We start from the raw sequence: 16,269 nt of genomic DNA, 5'->3' as shown, positions 1-16,269 counted from the left end.
GGGGCAGCGCCCCAGTCCGACATATCAAGCCTTTTCGAACCCGCGCGCGATTTCCCAATCGGTTACCACGCGGTCGAACTCTTCCTGCTCCCAATCGGCGCAGCGGGTGTAGTGATCCACTGCCCAATCCCCCATCGCCTCACGCAGCATGGTCGAGGCACGCAGTGTTTCCACCGCATCGCGCAGCGTGCGGGGGATTTCACGGGCATCGCTGTCTTCATACAGATCACCCGCCGTTGGCGGTGCCAGCTCCAGTTTCTCTTCGATCCCTTTCAAACCGGCGGCCAGCAGGGCGGCCTGAGCCAGATAGGGGTTCAGGTCCGAGCCACCGATCCGGCATTCCATGCGCACACCCTTGGTGCCTTCGCCGCACATGCGGAAACCGGCGGTGCGATTGTCCACCGACCAGACGGTCTTGGTGGGCGCGAATGTGCCCTTCATGAAGCGTTTGTAGCTGTTGACGTAGGGCGCGAGGAAGAAGGTGTAGTCGGGGGCGTATTTGATCATGCCCGCACAGAACTGTCGGCCTAATTCGCTTAACCCATGGGGGGCGTCGGCGTCGTAGAATTCGGGATTGCCATCGCGCCAAAGGGACAGGTGTACATGGCTGGCCGAGCCAACCCTGTCGTGGTGCCATTTCGGCAGGAAGGACGCCGCGTGGCCGTGGAAATGCGCGATCTCTTTGGTCGCATGTTTGGCAATGGTGTGATTGTCGGCGCAGGCCAGCGCGTCGGAGTAGCGGATGTTGAGCTCTTCCTGCCCGGCCTCGGCTTCGCCTTTGGTGTTTTCTACGGGAATTCCAGCAGCATAGAGGTGATTGCGGATCGGCCGCATCACATGCTCTTCCTTGCTGGTCTGCAAGATGTGGTAATCTTCGTTGTAGCCAGAGATTGGCGTCAGATCCCTGAAATCACCTGCGCGGATTTCGTCAAAGGTGCGGTCGAACAGGAAGAACTCCAGCTCGGTCGCCATCATCGGCGTCAAGCCCATGGCTTCGGCGCGGGCGATCTGTGCCTGCAGGATCTGGCGGGGTGAATGGGGCACAGGCTCGTGTGTGTGGTGATCGAGCACATCGGAGAGCACCATCACGGTGCCTTCGAGCCAGGGCATCGGACGCAGGGTGGAAAGGTCGGGCTTCATCACATAGTCGCCATAACCTGCTTCCCAACTGGTGGCCTTGTATCCGTCAGGGGTGGCCATCTCCAGGTCGGTGGCCAGCAGGTAGTTGCAGCAATGGGTTTCCTCATAGGCACTGTCGAGGAAGTTCTGTACGTGAAAACGTTTGCCCATCAGGCGGCCCTGCATGTCCACCAAGCACACCAGAACCGTATCCACCTCGCCCGAGGCGGCTTGTTCCTTGAGGGTTTCGAATGTCAGCATGACGCACCTTTTCTGTGGTCGCGGGTCGTTTGAATGACCCGGTAATGTTCAGTATGGGGTGTCTGGCCCGCGCTCAGCGGACCAGACATGTTTAATATCAGCCGTAGCGGTAGGGGCGACCTGCCTTTTCCATGTCCGCGTTGTACTGTTTGAAGATCTCGACAACCTTAGCCTTGGTCTCGGACTCGGCGGCGATCTCGTCCCAGAAGACGCGCGCGGCGGCTTCGACCGTTGACCATTCTTCGTCAGGGATCGAGGTCAGCTCCATCTTCGGTCCGTGGACGCGCAGCTTGGCCTCGCCACCCCAATACCACCACTGGCGGTAATAGTGCGACTGGTCACAGCAGACGCGGAACAAGGTTTGCAGGTCTTCAGGCAGTTCGTTCCAACGGTCCATGTTGGCAAAGAACGATCCGGCCCAGGCGCCCGAGATGTTGTTGGTCAGGAAGTAGTTGGTCACATCTGCCCAACCCACGGTGTAGTCCTCGGTGATGCCCGACCATGCGATGCCGTCCAGCTCGCCGGTCTGGACCGCAACTTCGATGTCCTCCCACGGCAAGGTGACCGGTACGACGCCGAACTGTGCCAGGAAGCGGCCCGCTGTGGGGAAGGTGAAGACGCGCTTGCCCTTGAGGTCTGCGAGGCTGCGGATCGGGTCCTTGGTGGCAAAGTGGCAGGGATCCCAGGAGCCTGCGCTGATGTGCTTGACGCCGACCTTGGAGTATTCCGCGTCCCAGATCTCATTCAAGCCGTACTGGTTGAACAGCACCGGTACATCCAGCGAGTAGCGCGAGGCGAAGGGGAAGTAGCCGCCAAAAACAGTGACTTCGGTGGGTGAAGCCATCGAGTCGTCGTCCGACTGCACCGCATCGATGGTGCCGCGCTGCATGGCGCGGAACAGCTCCCCGGTGGGGACCAGCTGATCGGCATAGAACAGTTCAATCTGCATACGGTCGCCAGCGATCTTGTTGAACATCTCGATCGCCGGGTCGATCACGTGAGCCGCCAGAGCTGCGCCCGCATAGGTCTGCATCCGCCATTTGATGGTGGACTGTGCAAGCGCCGGGGTGGCCAGAGGGGCCGCGGCGGTGCCGACGGCGGCGGTGGTTAAAAACTTGCGTCTTGTCGTCATTGGTACTCTCCCATGGTTGTTGTTGGTCGGTTCAGGTGCCCCGGTAGGGTCCAGGGTCAGTTGTTGTAAACGTAGTCTGGCAGCCACAGCGCGATCTGCGGGAAGGTCATGATGGTCGCGAGCGCCAAGGTCATCACCAGCACAAAGGGCAGGATCGAGCCGTAGATGTCGCGCAGGGTCACCTCGGGCGGGGCCATGGCGCGCATCAGGAACAGGTTATAGCCAAACGGCGGGGTCATATAGGCGATCTGGGTGGTGATCGTGTAGAGCACGCCGTACCAGATCAGGTCGAACCCAAGCGCGCCCACCAGCGGCACATAAAGCGGGGCAACGATGACCAGCATAGCCGTGTCGTCCAGGAATGTGCCCATCAGGATAAAGCTCAGCTGCATCAGGATAAGGATCATCCAGGGGCTGAGGCCAAGACGTTCGGTGAACACGCCCTCGATCGCCTTGACCGCGCCCAGACCGTCGAACACTGCGCCAAAGGCCAGAGCGGCGAGGATAATCCACATGAACATGCAGGAAATGCCCAGAGTGTTGCGGACAGAGTTTTCGAAGACGTCACGCGTCATGCGACCCTTGAGGACGGCGGCAGCAAAGGCGGCCAGCGCGCCAATGGCCGAGCTTTCGACCAGCGAGGTCCAGCCGTTCACAAAGGGCACCATCATCGCCGCAAAGATCCCCAGCGGCAGCAGACCGGCGCGCAACAGGCGCATCTTTTCCGCCATTGGCACATCGCGATCTTCTTTCGACAGGGCGGGCCCGAGCGCCGGGTTCACCTTACAGCGGATCACGATATAGAGGATGAACATCGACGCCATCATCAGGCCGGGGATCACGCCAGCGAGCCAAAGCTGCCCCACCGGTTGGCGCGCGATCATCGCATAGAGCACCAGAACGACCGAGGGTGGCACAAGAATGCCCAGACTTGATCCGGCCTGGATCACCCCCGTCACCATCTTCTTGTCGTAGCCGCGTTTGAGCAATTCGGGCAGGGCGATGGTCGAGCCAATCGCCATACCTGCCACCGAAAGTCCGTTCATGGCCGAAATCAGGACCATCAATCCGATGGTGCCAATCGCCAGACCGCCGTTCAGGCCGCCCATCCAGACGTGGAACATCTTGTAGAGGTCGTCGGCGATCTTGCTTTCTGACAGCACGTAGCCCATGAAAATGAACATCGGCAGGGTCAGCAGCGGATACCACTTCATCAGCTTCATCGCCGCCGAAAAGCCCAGATCATAGCCGCCCCGATCGCCCCACAGCAGGAGCGAGGCCATGACAGCCACAAACCCGATGGCCCCGAACACGCGCTGGCCGGTCAGCAGCATCAGCATCATGGTCGAGAACATGAGGATTGCGATCAACTCATAGGACATCAAATGGTCTCCTTCGGAATGTCTTCTCCGCGGATACGCAGGATGTCTTTTAGAAGTTCGGAAATGGCTTGCAGCAGCATCAGGAACAGACCAACGCACATGATGGTCTTGATGGGCCACAGATAGGGACGCCAGGCCGTGGGGCTACGCTCGCCGTATTGGAACGAGTAGCTAAGGCTGTCATAGCCGCCATAGAGCATGACGCAGAGGTAGACGATCAGGAACAACACCGTCAGGGCATCGGTCCTGGCCTGTCGTTTGACCGACCATTCGCCATAAAGCAGGTCCATGCGCACGTTGGACCCCATCTGGATCGAATACGGCCCGCCCAGAATGTAATAGGCGACCATGGCAAACTGCGCCATTTCCAGCGTCCAGAGCGAAGGGAGGAAGAAGGTTTTCGAGATCGACGACCAGAGCAGAATGCCCATCATCACGAAGATGCCGTACATCACCACGCGGCCGATCAGCCGGTTCATCCCGTCGATCCAGGCGATGTAGCGCCGTGCGAGGGTCATGTCGGGGCCTCCCCAGTCTTTTCCAAGGCGGTCAATTGGTCGACCACCTGTGCCAGCATCGGCGCCAGCAGGCCCGAGATACGGTTCACGCCCTCAGGCGAGTTGATCAGGTCATTGCGCACTTCGATCATCACGTTGGGCAATCCGCGCTTTAAGGCATGCTCGCGTAACGTGTGTGTGACACCATCGGTGGCCGAGTAGGGCTCGTTGAGTGCGGTATCGAGCCCGCTGCCTTGCGCCGCCTCCAACAACAACTGCGCGGCGCGGTCATCCGAGTCATGCAGGATACCCAGTTCGACCGTGCGCGGCTGGCCGCGATAGATCGGCGTGAAGCTGTGAATGGTGATCATCACGGACGGTGTGGGGCGGGCGTCCAGCGTCCGGCTCAGCAGGTCGCGGAACGGTTCATAGACTTCCGCGACACGGGACGTGCGGTGTGCATGCGTCAGGTCGACATTGCCCGGAACCTCGAACCGTTCGCTCTTGGCAGGGACGGCATCGGGCGCAGATGGGGGGCGGTTGCAGTCATAGACCAGACGGCTGACGCGGGAATGCACCAGCGGCGCATCCAGCGCGCCCATTAGCTCGACCGACAACTCCAACGCGCCAATATCCCAGGCCGCATGAGAGCGCGCAGCCTCATCGCTCAGCCCCAGACCATTCAGGCTGTTAGGGATGAAACGGCTGGCGTGTTCGCAGACCAGAAAGGCCTGACCCTGGCCGCGCGCATTCAGCGCGCGCGCCGCAGGGCGCTCCAGTTCAGAAAGGAGAGGTGACTCGGTTTCGGCAGACATGTGTAGCATTAGTTACAGCCGGTGGCGGCCTGTCAACATAATTTCTGTAGACATCGTTACAAAGCTGGTTAGGCTGTAGTAAATGCTAACCTGACGTTCCCGATAGGAAACGCGCGGCAGCCAACGAGAGACAAGAGGGATACCTTTGACCCCGACCACCAAGCTTGTGAAACAATTGCTACAGGATCACACCGCCGAGCTGACGCCGTCAGAGCGGCAACTGGCCTCGGTCCTGTTGCAGGACTATCCGATGGGCGGGTTGCAATCGATCACCAAGCTGGCCTCTTCAGCAGGTGTATCGACACCGACGGTGATCCGGATGGCGCGCAAGCTGGGGTTTGATGGGTTCCCTGATTTACAGGATGCACTGCGTGAGGAGGTCGCGGCCCAGATCAAGCAGCCCCTGTCCAAACGCGATGCCTGGATGGTGGATGACAGCGCCGAGCATCCACTGATGCGGTTCGCGCAGGTGGTCTGGACCAACATGCGCCACACACTTGAGCGGGTCGATACCGAGATGTTCGATACCGTCGCGCGGCTTTTGGCGGATAAGTCCCGGCCTTTGTATGTGGTGGGCGGGCGCATAACACGGTCGAATGCGGACTACCTGTTCAACCACATGCAGATCATCCGCCCCAACGTGACCATGCTGGGCAATTCCGCCAACGTCTGGCCGCAGTACCTGCTGGACATGGACAAGAACTCGGTCTTGGTGATCTTTGACATCCGCCGATACGAGGCGCATCTGGAGAAACTGGCCCAGATCGCCAGCGAGCGCGGTGTGACGGTTGTTTTGTTCACCGACCAATGGGGCTCTCCCATCGGGCGCTGTGCGGATTACACGTTCAATGGGCTGGTCGAGGCGCCATCAAGCTGGGACAGCACCATGGCGATCCTGCTGATCGTCGAGGCTCTGATAGCCGAAGTGCAGGACGCGCGCTGGGAAGAAAGCAAGGAACGGATCGAAGAGCTCGAGTCGATGTTCTCGTCCACGCGGCTGTTTCGCAATCAGGGAAACTGATCCCCAAGGCGATAGGGCCATTGCCGGCTGAGTGCAGGCGGCCCAAGACGGCAACTCAATGCCTCTCCAGATTGGAGAGTTGGCCGTCCGATTGGCCTTCGTTTGCTACTTAGGCAAAACTCGGACACGCATGGCGTCGGTCAAGCGGATAAAAATGTCTGTATCCAACGCTCCTTGCTTGCTAGAGTTTCGGGGAATTTATTACGGCCTAGCTGAAAGAAGACGTTTTTTTTTGAGTTTTGGTGGTGTTCGGCGATGGGCCTCCTTGAGATGGGAGCACTTTCGTGACGCAAAGACCCTATCGGGCAACTGCCTATTATTCGCTGAGCAATGTTACTTTTGAGGGAACTCAGTTTCGGCCCGGGTCGACACTTAGTTTTGAGACCGGCGGCGCCACGCGCTCGTACGATCATGTTCACGACGTTGGGAACAATGGCATTCTGACGTTTGATTCAGATTATTGGGCCGACGATATCTATAACCGTGTTTTTACGGGCTATACTATTACCGGAACTGATGGACGGGAATATGGTGTGTTCTCGTCAAATGTTAACCGTTCTACCAACCAATATTATGTCCCGGTTGGCGGCGACTATCAGACCACCACCCTGATCCCATCGTCGGGTGTATCAAACACGTTCCAGTATAATGCCGACGCCGTTGTCCAGTTTGTCGTTGATCCCAGGATCGCGACCTACGAAGGCGACAGCTTTTTGGTGAACACATACACGCCTGACTATCAGTGGCGCCCAAAGGTTGCCGCCCTCACGGATGGCGGGTTTGTGATCACCTGGATCAGCGACGAACAGGACGGGAGCGACTATGGTGTCTATGCCCAGCTTTATGATGGGGCCGGCACCCCTGTCGGGGATGAGTTTCGGGTCAACGATATTCCCGGTGGCAACCAGACAAACCCGGTTCCAATCGCAAACCCGGACGGCGGCTTTACGATCTTCTGGATTAGTTCAAGCGTCTCGCGGATGCAGAGGTATGAGGCGGACGGTACCCGGGTCGGCGAGCAAGTTGTTGTCGATGTCAACAGCGCCAGGGTTTTCTCGGCGGATCAGAGCGGGAACTTTCTCGCCGGACATCCAGTCCTGAACGAAGAAACCGGCACGTATCAGTTCGGGTTGCGCCTTGTCGACGCACAGGGGAGTGCAAGCAACCTGGGCTCGGGGTTTGAAGTGGAAACGGTCGTCAACGGCAATTCCGGGACGGTTTCCAGATTTCAAATGGATCCCTTGTCTGATGGTGGGTTTCTGGCGACGTGGCAATGGAGTCGTGATGGCGCGGAGGTTGAAAGCCAAATCCGGGCGCAACGGCTTGACGCCGATGGTGACCCGGTGGGTGACAGCTTTGCGATCACCGAACTAAACAGCCACGATGCCCGCTATTTGGCAGTGGCCGCTCTGACAGGGGGCGGTTTTGCCGTTGTCTGGGACCAAGGCGACAACGAATATGTCCTTGCATTTGATGGGTTTGGAACAGCGCTTTCTGATGACGTTTGGCTACTACCAACCTGGGGCAGAGGAGGTCACGACAGGCCAGCAATAGTTGCGCTGCGCGACGGCAGCTTCCTGGTGGCATGGGAAGCCCCCGACGATGATGTCAGCGGAATATGGGCGCAGCGTTTCGATGCAACCGGTGTTGCCCAGGGCGCGGCATTCACTCTCAATCTGCAGCTGGAGGGAAATCAGTGGCATCCCGCGCTGGCCGAACTGGCAGACGGTAATGTCGTAGCCACTTGGGCCGGGCTGGATCGGGCCGGTGAAAACACCAGTTTTGACGTCGTTGCGCGCATTCTTGAGGTCAACAGCGCGCCATCCGGGGAATTGACGCTCAGCGGCACCGCGCGCGAGGACCAAACGCTGACCGGGCAATCGACGGTTGTTGATCCCGACGGGATAGAGGATGGGACAGTCGTCTTCGAGTGGCTGCGAAACGGCGAGGTTATCGCCTTGGCAAGTGGCACCGAATTCACGCTGTCCCAAGCAGATGTTGGCGCCCAGATCTCGTGGCAGATGCGTTACACTGATGGCAAGGGACGGACCGAGACGGTCACAAGTGATTTTGTTGTCCCCGAGAACGTGAATGATGCGCCGATTGGCGGGATCACCATCTTTGGGGACGGGTTCGAAGATACGCTGCACGCCGTTGATCGGACACTGCTGAGGGACGAAGACGGCCTGGGGAACAGTGGCGCCTATGTGTATCAGTGGTTCAGCAACGGGATCGAGATCCCCGGGCAGACAAGTTCCTTGTTTCGGCCCTTGCAGGCGCACGTGAATACCAACATCCACGCGCGACTTACATACGTTGACGAACAGGGCACCACCGAGACGCTCGAAACCCCGGCGCGCCGCATCGAAAACGTCAACGACGCCCCGGAAGGCACGCTGACATTTTCCGGCCCGATCGGCGTGGGGCTGACACAACGCGCGGATGTCTCGACCATCACGGACGAAGACGGGCTTGGCACCTTCACCTTCCGCTGGTCCCGCGACTTCCAAGAGATTGCGGGTGCGACGGGACAAGATTATACTCTGACAGCCGATGATTTGGGTAAGACCCTGCGTGTCCGGGCAACCTATGTCGACGGGTTTGGCGGCAACAACCGTCTCGACAGCGAAGGCGTGTTGATGGACAACCCCGGTGGCGGCGAGATTTCTGTCACCGGCCTGCTGATCGAGGGGCAGACCGTACAGGCGGACATTTCGCAATTCTCGGATCCGGACGGCACCGGAAGCGTTGCGTATCAGTGGTATCGTAACAGCTCGGCCATCAACGGCGCGACCGATGATCGCTATACCCTGAACGAGAATGATATCGGACAGGCCATTTCGGTCGAGGTACTTTTGACCGACCCGTATGGCGGGGAAACCACTGGATCCAGCCCCCGTAGCGCACCCGTGGGATCCATTTCACCCACCGCGCGGGGATCCGAGATTCAGGTTACCCCCAATGTCAATCCGCCGGTCGAAGCCGGCGTGTCAGGCTATGATCCGGCTGTGATCGCGCTGTCCGATGACAATTTTGCCATTTTCTGGGCCCAACAGCGCGGCACAATCGGTGCAACCAGCATCATCGGTCAACGGTATGATGGTGAGGGGACGGCCGTTGGCGAAAGCATCACTGTGGCCCAAGATGGCGAATTTGCCTTCTCGCCCCATTCCGCATTGTCCGCGCTCGCATTGACGGGCGGTGGCGCAATTGTGCTCTGGGAATTTGATGCCAACCAGAATGACGGCCCCACAACCTATCGCGCACAACGCATCGACCAGGATTTTTCTCTGGATGGCGCGGATTTTGAGGTGATCAGTGAACCGCAAGGGGAGTACCATGACACGAGCCCCCGGCTTGTTGCCTTACCGGATGGCGGGTTCCTTGTGGCCTGGAAACGGCACGACGAGCGGTTCTCGGTCGAGAGTTTTTTGATGGTGCAAAGCTATGATGCGAACGGCACAAAGGTTGGACCGGAACGCCAGATCAGCGCATCAGAACTTGGCAGCCCTACATTCGGCAACGGCACGCTTGATCCTGACCTTCCCGACCCTCAATCCCTGCTGGTCGCCAGCAACGAGACCGGCGCGCTGGTCACATATGTCGAACAGGGTTTGTACGAAAACCAGTGGGGTAACTTAACCTACAAGAATTACCTGTTTACGCAGAAATTTGACGCAACCGGAGCCCCCGAGGGAGGGCTGAACCAAGTTGAAATCAGCGAGGCAATGAATTCGGGTGGGCTGCCTTACAGCCCTGTCGCGTTAGCCTCTCACGCCAAAGCGTTGACACCGCTTGCAGATGGCACGTTTTTGTATGTCACGCGCCTAAGTTCCGGATTTTTGGATGCGCAGTATCGCGGCACCATCCTTACGGCCAATGGGACAGTGACCGGGCGTGAATTCGACTTTGAGATGCCGCCGCAAGGAACCATCCGAGCCTCGAAAGACAACTATGCGGATTCAAGTTTCAGCGTTGTGCCTCTGGATGATGGCGGGTTTTTGTTGATCCAAGGCTACCATGATCCGAACCGCGATACCGACAATTACCTGTTCGGCGACGAGGTCTTTGCGAGGCGCTTTGATGCGCTGGGCGATCCGGTTGGTAGGCTGTTGAAGGTGAATTCGGAAACACGCGGCCCGCAGGACGCATCAGATGCCGCAATCTTGTCGGATGGGACCATTTTGGCGGCCTGGAAGAGCGAATACAGTGCAAGCGGTGGCTCGCGGGACGCGGAAGGGGTGCCGCACGACATCCGCGCCCAACTCATTTCTGCAGCGGCCGTTCCCGCAACCTCCGCGCCACCGATTACAGGAACCGAGGCGGGCGAGGTGATCGAAGGGACACCTGAGTCCGATCAGATAAACGCACAAGGGGGCAACGATTGGATTCGTCCCCTTGTCGGGAACGACACGATTGATGGTGGCGCCGGGATCGACATGGTCGATTTCAGCACCACGCCGGTCAATCCTGCGCGGACGAACCTCGACTTCATGCTCTCGCTAGATCTGGGCGCGGGCACAGCGAACATCTTTGGCGGTGATGTCAATCGTTTGACCAATGTCGAGAATGTCACCGGTACGATCTTTGCAGATGTTCTGACCGGGGATGCAGGCAACAACCGCCTGCGGGGATTGGGCGATTACGATTGGTTCATCGCCACTGAAGGGAACGATAGCCTTGAGGGCGGGAACGGCTTGGATATGGTCAGCTTTGCCAATTGGGGCGGCACAGGATCGCCAACCGTCACTGATATCCTGCGCCCGTTTTCGATAACGACGTTCAGCGGCGTCCGCGTGGATCTGGCCGACCCGAGCAACAACACAAACCTCGCCGCGGGCCAAACGTTCGACAGCATCGAACGGATAACGGGTTCCTCACATCAGGACATCTTTTTTGGAAATGGTGAGCAGAACGATTTCCGTGGTCTTGGCGGGTATGATTTCTTTGTAAGCTCGGACGGTGGACGGGAACGCTATTTCGGAGGGGCCGGGATCGACACGGTGTCTTACTTCAATGCGCCTTCTGGCGTGATTGCCAGCCTGCGCAATGGTCCCCTGATCGATGGTGAACCCTCCGGGTACGGCACTGCGGGATATGCGACCCGCGATCTCTACTTTTCGATCGAAAATTTCATTGGGTCACGGCTGGACGATCAATTGATCGGAAACGACCTGGTCAATCAGTTGCGCGGTTTGCAGGGGGATGACTTCATTTTCGGATATGGTGGCAATGACCGGATACGCGGAGATCAAGGCGACGATACGCTGGATGGTGGCGCCGGATCCGACTTTGCCATCTATGGGGGAAATCGGGCGGACTATTCGCTAACACGGACGTCTTCGACACAGGTCACGGTTTCCGGACCGGACGGGACAGACAGCTTGGCTAACATTGAATATTTCGTCTTCGATGATGAGACGGCAAATATCTGGGAGCTTAGCATCGTGTGATTTGCCCGCTCCGAGTGTGTTTGGTACCCAAATTGATTGATGCTGCGCTGGGTCCGAAAGAGAGGCTTAGGTGTCAAATCCGCCTTTTGTTTGCAGGAGTTTTCCCGCAAGTTCTTTTTGGATCGGGAGGCAACGATTGATGCCTCCCGACAAATGATTTTCTACTGGGACATCCCGCCTTCGGACGAAACTTGCTCTTCGACGTGGTCCTGATTGGTTATGTTCGAACCCCGCGGAGGATACTCCTTGAACGTGGATAGGTGGTTTTGGACGATCTTGGCAGCAGGACCAAATGCCCACATTTTTTTACCCATCCACCGCGTATACATTCCCGATTCCTCGGCCGTTTTTTCATAAGGGTCGCGACGCAGGTTGAACAGCAGGGGGGCGTTCAGTTCCTCTTTTGGCCCTGCCCAACCTTGGGTTTGGATCGTGAAATGTGCTTTCCAGTCACCATGGCGCACGGCTTGCAGATCGGGGCCTTCGTAGTACATGATCTGATCCCGGTTGCTTTCGCTGTTTCCGGTCAGGAAAGACAATTGGTTATAGCCGTCCAGATGCACCTGATAGCCCTCATAGCCGTCCTGCAATGATCCGGTCAGATCGTCAGGTCCTCCGGCGGCGGCAACAAGCGTGGGCATCCAGTCAAGACCGGCAAAAATCCCGTTGCTCACGGTTCCGGCCGGGACTTTTCCGGGCCAGCGAATGATGGCAGGGACGCGAAAGCCGCCTTCCCATGTTGTGCCTTTCTCGCCATGGAACGGCGTGGTTCCCCCGTCGGGCCAGGTCATGGTTTCGGGGCCGTTGTCTGATGTAAAGACAACAATCGTGTTGTCCGAGACGCCCAGCTCGTCCAACCGTGCCATGACTTTGCCCACGTTGTCGTCAAGCTCTTTCATGACGACATCCTGCAAGCCGCGCCCATCGCCCAACATGGCTTCGTATTCGGGGCTCAGATGGGTCCAGACATGCGCCCGCGCCGGTGCCATCCAGACAAAGAACGGTGTGTCGCTGTCGACCGCGCGGTTGATGAAATCCAGCGTGTGGGCTGTCACTTCGTTATCCAGCGTCTTTTGCCGTTCGGGCGGGGCCGGGCCATCGTCGACGATGCGTTGCTTGCCAACCAGCCCCCAGCGTGGATCAACGGTCTCATCCACTGTATCCGTCGCATAGGCGTGGATGATATTCCGGGGACCAAACGTGTCGTTGAATTTCTGATCTTTTGGCCAGTCCGGGTCGGATGTGTATTCCATCGCGTTCAGGTGATAAAGCCAGCCCCAATATTCATCAAAGCCCTTCACCGTCGGCAGGAATTTGTTCATATCCCCCAAGTGGTTCTTGCCGAATTGCCCGGTCGTATAGCCCAGGGATTTCAACATGTTGGCCAAGGTGGGATCATCCTCGCTCAGACCTTTTTCCGGATCTCCGGGTAAGCCCACGGTGTGCATTCCGGTTCGAACGGGCAGCTGCCCGGTGATGAACGCCGAGCGCCCGGCGGTACAGCTTGGCTGCGCGTAATAGTCCGTCAGGCGCATGCCGTCCGCGGCGAGCTGATCAAGGTTGGGGGTTTTGATGCTTTTCACACCCTGATGATAGCTGCCAAGACTGGCCCAGCCGACATCGTCAGCCATGATGACAAGGATATTGGGTTGGTCGGTTTCAGCCAAAACCGGCAGGGCACATACCGAAGCTGTGGCCAGCGTGGCGGAAACCGCAATGGATCGAAGCATGAACATTATTACCTCTGTGGACATAAATAACGATATCGATGGTGGGATTACCGAAGGGTCCATCAGGGATAGCGATTGAGACTTTCATGTCGCAACAGAGGTTTACCAGGATTTCATATTGTGAAATCTAAAAAGCGAAACTTGAAATGAAATTGGCCGCATGATGAACGAAAACGCTTTGACCGCCTTTCTTGCCTTGGCTGAAACTGGCAGCTTCCAGAACGCGGCTCGTGCGATGGGCGTGTCCAATGCGTCCTTGTCCCGCTACGTGGGGCAGGCTGAGGACCACACCGGGCTTGTTTTGTTTAATCGAAGCCGAAACAGCAGCACATTGACCCGCGCCGGGCAGGAGTTTTTGCCAATCGCCCAAGCGCTGCGCGAAGACCTGAACCGATATGCGACGCGAGTGGCCGGTTTGCGCGACACCGGCCCAGGCACGTTGCTGATTGGTTGCGGGCCGCTGACCACGAGAACCCTGATCCTGCCCGCGTTGCGCGCCGTGCGGCATGTAATGCCGGACCTGCGCTTTCGAATTTTGGTGAGTGCCTACGCACGCCCGCTCGACTTGTTGCAGGCGGGGGATTTCGATGTATTCCTGGGCGATCTGACCTACACACCGGACGCCGAAGATGTCGAGATCATGGTGATGGAAAAGCAGCAGATCCAGTTTGTTGCGCATCGCGATCATGAAATTCACCAACGCGGCCCACAAACGATGGCCGGTATTTTCGAATATCCCTTTGCTTCACCGCATCTTCACAAACACTGGAAAGCAACCTTGATAAAGTCACTTGGTAGCGGTGCTGAGGCTGTTGAAAGGGTCAATGCACAGCCACATATCGAATGCGACGACTACAACTTCCTGACCGGATTGTTGGTAGAACCGGACTATGTCGTCGGCGGGATGCCGGACACGTTTACCGAGCTGATCCGAACAAACACAGTCAAACCCGTGTCGATGAAACAGAACCTTGCGTGGAACATTTGCGCAGCGCGTAAATCGCAGAACACGTCTACTGCGGTTGAATTGTTCTGGAATGAGCTTGCCAATCATCGGGTTTGATCGGTGACGTGAGGCATAGAGGGATCCGTACCTGAAAAATGACTGGCCCAAGCAATGCCGGTTTCACGGGCCAAGTAATTTTACCAAAGTTCTGCTTTGCGCCAAGAGGGCTGGATGGCCAAGTCCCCATTGAGCTTAGGGCGTTCATTGTTGCCGATGCACCCCCATGCCGCGAGCTTGGGGCCGGCGGCATAGAATTGAATGCGCGACGATCAAGATCTTTCCAGATGTGATTTCTCTGCAAGCCAAAGGATGGTGATGGTCTAACTTGGAGTTGCGTGAAGGGATAAAACCCTATCCTAGAGCAGCGGAGGGGAAGAGATGGCAAGCAAGTACAGTGCGGATACACAGCGTGTGGCGGTGAAGGCGGCACAAGCTCAGTCTCTGGTACGGGCGATCATGGGGGCCAAGGGGTGCCCGGATGACATCGCCGAAGAGGTGGGGGCGCATCTGATCAACTCAGATTGGTCCGGGGTAGAATCGCACGGGGTTTGGCGCATCCTTCCCTATGCCGGGTATTACGACAGCGGGTATCTGAAACCGAACGTGCGGCCCGAGCTGAAGCAGAACGCTCAAGGAGCCTGGATCGTGGATGGACACGGTGGGATCGGTATCCCGGCGATGAGTATGGCCACGCGGGATGTGGTGGAGCGCGCCAAAGCCGGTGGGATGGCGGCGATTGCCTTGCAGAATGTGGGTCACACCGGACGGCTGGGAGCTTTTGCCGAAGAAGCCGCCAAACAGGGCTGTCTGATCATCATCATTGGCGGAGGCGGACGCAAAAACTGGCGGCTGGTGGCCCCGTACGGGGGGCGCAAGGCGCTGATGTCCACGAACCCCTACAGCATCGGCATTCCCGGCGGGGACCGTGGCCCGGTGGTGGTGGACTTTGCTACCTCTGCCGCTGCGGCGGGCTGGGTTTATGGAGCGAAGGTTGCTGGCGCACATCTGCCCGAAGGCGTGCTGATCGACAAGCAGGGCGCGCCGACCACCGATCCGCAGGACTATTTTGATGGCGGTGCGATCCTGACGGCAGGGGGCGCGAAGGGCTACGCCTTGTCTGTGGCTGCCGAGATGATCGCCGAGGCGCTGCTGGGGCCCGCGACAACGGAATGCAACTGGCTGATGCTGGCCATGGATTGCTCGCTGTATCGCGAACCCACACAGATGCAGAGCATTGCCGAAGAGATCCTGGACGAGTTTCGCAATTGCCCCCCTGCGGCAGGCTTTGATCGGGTCGAGATCCCCGGAGAGCGCGAGGCGGATGCCCGCAAGAGAAACCAAGGCAAACCAATTTACCTTCCCTTGGCCACGTGGAAACATATTATCAAATTGGCAGATGAATCAGGTGTTCCCTATTAAGTAAAAGTGGTGTCGTCCGTCTGTACTTTGAAACTGAATTCATAGATGGAGCTTTAAGTGACGGACAGGTTGGTTCTTTTGTTGGGGGCTGTTGGATTGGTTCCAATTGCCTTGTCTTATGGCCTGATGCCTCGGACCACTGTCACGTGGTTGTTTGGCTTCCCCGTGGAGGGGACAAATCAAACCCATATCTTTCGCGCGATCATGGGGCTCTATCTGGCAAACGCCTCCTTTTGGCTGCTTGCAGTGTTTCGGCCGGGGCTGCGCAGAACGGGACTGTGGATCATGGTGTTGTTCATGGTTGGGCTGGCGACGGGGCGAGTGCTGAGCATCGTCGTAGATGGAATGCCAGGGATCGTGCTTTGGGCTTATCTTGGAGCAGAAGTATTTTTTGCCGCGCTGGCGATCAACTGTCTAAGACAAGGGGAGTAACC

At 57.9% G+C, this 16,269-nt stretch carries 11 protein-coding genes; 5 read left to right on the top strand and 6 right to left on the bottom strand.

Features of this window, described 5'->3' with window-relative positions; genetic code table 11:
• Positions 1-24: 24 nt before the first annotated feature.
• The 5 genes from TRM7615_RS22745 to TRM7615_RS22725 form a co-directional block, all read right to left on the bottom strand.
• Positions 25-1,380 carry a glutamine synthetase family protein gene (locus TRM7615_RS22745; RefSeq protein WP_108792072.1) on the bottom strand — a complete coding sequence of 452 codons (1,356 nt, stop codon included), beginning with the start codon at positions 1,378-1,380 and terminating at the stop codon, positions 25-27.
• Positions 1,381-1,477: 97 nt separating this feature from the next.
• Complete coding sequence (locus tag TRM7615_RS22740) at positions 1,478-2,512, bottom strand: TRAP transporter substrate-binding protein (RefSeq protein ID WP_108792070.1); 1,035 nt, start codon at positions 2,510-2,512, stop codon at positions 1,478-1,480.
• Between the two features lie 56 nt (positions 2,513-2,568).
• Positions 2,569-3,894, bottom strand: coding sequence for a TRAP transporter large permease (locus TRM7615_RS22735; protein ID WP_108792068.1), 1,326 nt, complete (start codon positions 3,892-3,894; stop codon positions 2,569-2,571).
• A complete protein-coding gene (locus TRM7615_RS22730) occupies positions 3,894-4,412 on the bottom strand; it encodes a TRAP transporter small permease subunit (RefSeq protein ID WP_108792066.1) in 519 nt (172 codons plus the stop codon). The genes TRM7615_RS22735 and TRM7615_RS22730 overlap by 1 nt, the downstream gene beginning before the upstream one ends.
• Positions 4,409-5,206 carry an N-formylglutamate amidohydrolase gene (locus TRM7615_RS22725; protein WP_235824186.1) on the bottom strand — a complete coding sequence of 266 codons (798 nt, stop codon included), beginning with the start codon at positions 5,204-5,206 and terminating at the stop codon, positions 4,409-4,411. The genes TRM7615_RS22730 and TRM7615_RS22725 overlap by 4 nt, the downstream gene beginning before the upstream one ends.
• 145 nt (positions 5,207-5,351) lie before the next feature.
• Between TRM7615_RS22725 and TRM7615_RS22720 the strand changes: the two genes are divergently transcribed.
• Positions 5,352-6,227 carry a MurR/RpiR family transcriptional regulator gene (locus TRM7615_RS22720; protein WP_108792062.1) on the top strand — a complete coding sequence of 292 codons (876 nt, stop codon included), beginning with the start codon at positions 5,352-5,354 and terminating at the stop codon, positions 6,225-6,227.
• A 284-nt stretch (positions 6,228-6,511) separates the two neighbouring features.
• On the top strand, positions 6,512-11,680 hold the full coding sequence (locus TRM7615_RS22715; RefSeq protein ID WP_108792060.1) for a calcium-binding protein: 5,169 nt from the start codon (positions 6,512-6,514) through the stop codon (positions 11,678-11,680).
• A 161-nt stretch (positions 11,681-11,841) separates the two neighbouring features.
• Here TRM7615_RS22715 and TRM7615_RS22710 read toward each other — a convergent pair whose 3' ends face one another.
• On the bottom strand, positions 11,842-13,410 hold the full coding sequence (locus TRM7615_RS22710; RefSeq protein WP_108792132.1) for an arylsulfatase: 1,569 nt from the start codon (positions 13,408-13,410) through the stop codon (positions 11,842-11,844).
• A gap of 160 nt (positions 13,411-13,570) precedes the next feature.
• Here TRM7615_RS22710 and TRM7615_RS22705 point away from each other — a divergent pair, with 160 nt between their 5' ends.
• The 3 genes from TRM7615_RS22705 to TRM7615_RS22695 all read left to right on the top strand — a co-directional run bounded on the left by TRM7615_RS22705 (position 13,571) and on the right by TRM7615_RS22695 (position 16,267).
• On the top strand, positions 13,571-14,473 hold the full coding sequence (locus TRM7615_RS22705) for a LysR family transcriptional regulator (protein ID WP_108792058.1): 903 nt from the start codon (positions 13,571-13,573) through the stop codon (positions 14,471-14,473).
• Positions 14,474-14,794: 321 nt separating this feature from the next.
• Positions 14,795-15,835: an Ldh family oxidoreductase gene (locus tag TRM7615_RS22700; protein WP_108792056.1), complete on the top strand. Its 1,041-nt coding sequence runs from the start codon at positions 14,795-14,797 to the stop codon at positions 15,833-15,835.
• Between the two features lie 57 nt (positions 15,836-15,892).
• Positions 15,893-16,267 (top strand): DUF4345 domain-containing protein, encoded by a 375-nt coding sequence (locus TRM7615_RS22695; RefSeq protein WP_108792054.1) that lies wholly within the window; start codon positions 15,893-15,895, stop codon positions 16,265-16,267.
• Positions 16,268-16,269 lie beyond the last annotated feature (2 nt).

Source organism: Falsiruegeria mediterranea M17 (genome assembly GCF_900302455.1).
In the GTDB taxonomy this organism is placed as follows: Bacteria; Pseudomonadota; Alphaproteobacteria; order Rhodobacterales; family Rhodobacteraceae; genus Falsiruegeria; species Falsiruegeria mediterranea.
The sequence above is the reverse complement of the archived record's forward strand: the minus strand, read 5'-3'. Positions and strand labels throughout refer to the sequence as shown.

Coding starts and splice junctions, on each gene's coding strand:
- TRM7615_RS22740 (WP_108792070.1), bottom strand. CDS start 2,512: ATGACGACAAGACGCAAGTTTTTAACCACCGCCGCCGTCGGCACCGCC.
- TRM7615_RS22705 (WP_108792058.1), top strand. CDS start 13,571: ATGATGAACGAAAACGCTTTGACCGCCTTTCTTGCCTTGGCTGAAACT.
- TRM7615_RS22700 (WP_108792056.1), top strand. CDS start 14,795: ATGGCAAGCAAGTACAGTGCGGATACACAGCGTGTGGCGGTGAAGGCG.
- TRM7615_RS22730 (WP_108792066.1), bottom strand. CDS start 4,412: ATGACCCTCGCACGGCGCTACATCGCCTGGATCGACGGGATGAACCGG.
- TRM7615_RS22745 (WP_108792072.1), bottom strand. CDS start 1,380: ATGCTGACATTCGAAACCCTCAAGGAACAAGCCGCCTCGGGCGAGGTG.
- TRM7615_RS22735 (WP_108792068.1), bottom strand. CDS start 3,894: ATGTCCTATGAGTTGATCGCAATCCTCATGTTCTCGACCATGATGCTG.
- TRM7615_RS22725 (WP_235824186.1), bottom strand. CDS start 5,206: ATGTCTGCCGAAACCGAGTCACCTCTCCTTTCTGAACTGGAGCGCCCT.
- TRM7615_RS22710 (WP_108792132.1), bottom strand. CDS start 13,410: ATGCTTCGATCCATTGCGGTTTCCGCCACGCTGGCCACAGCTTCGGTA.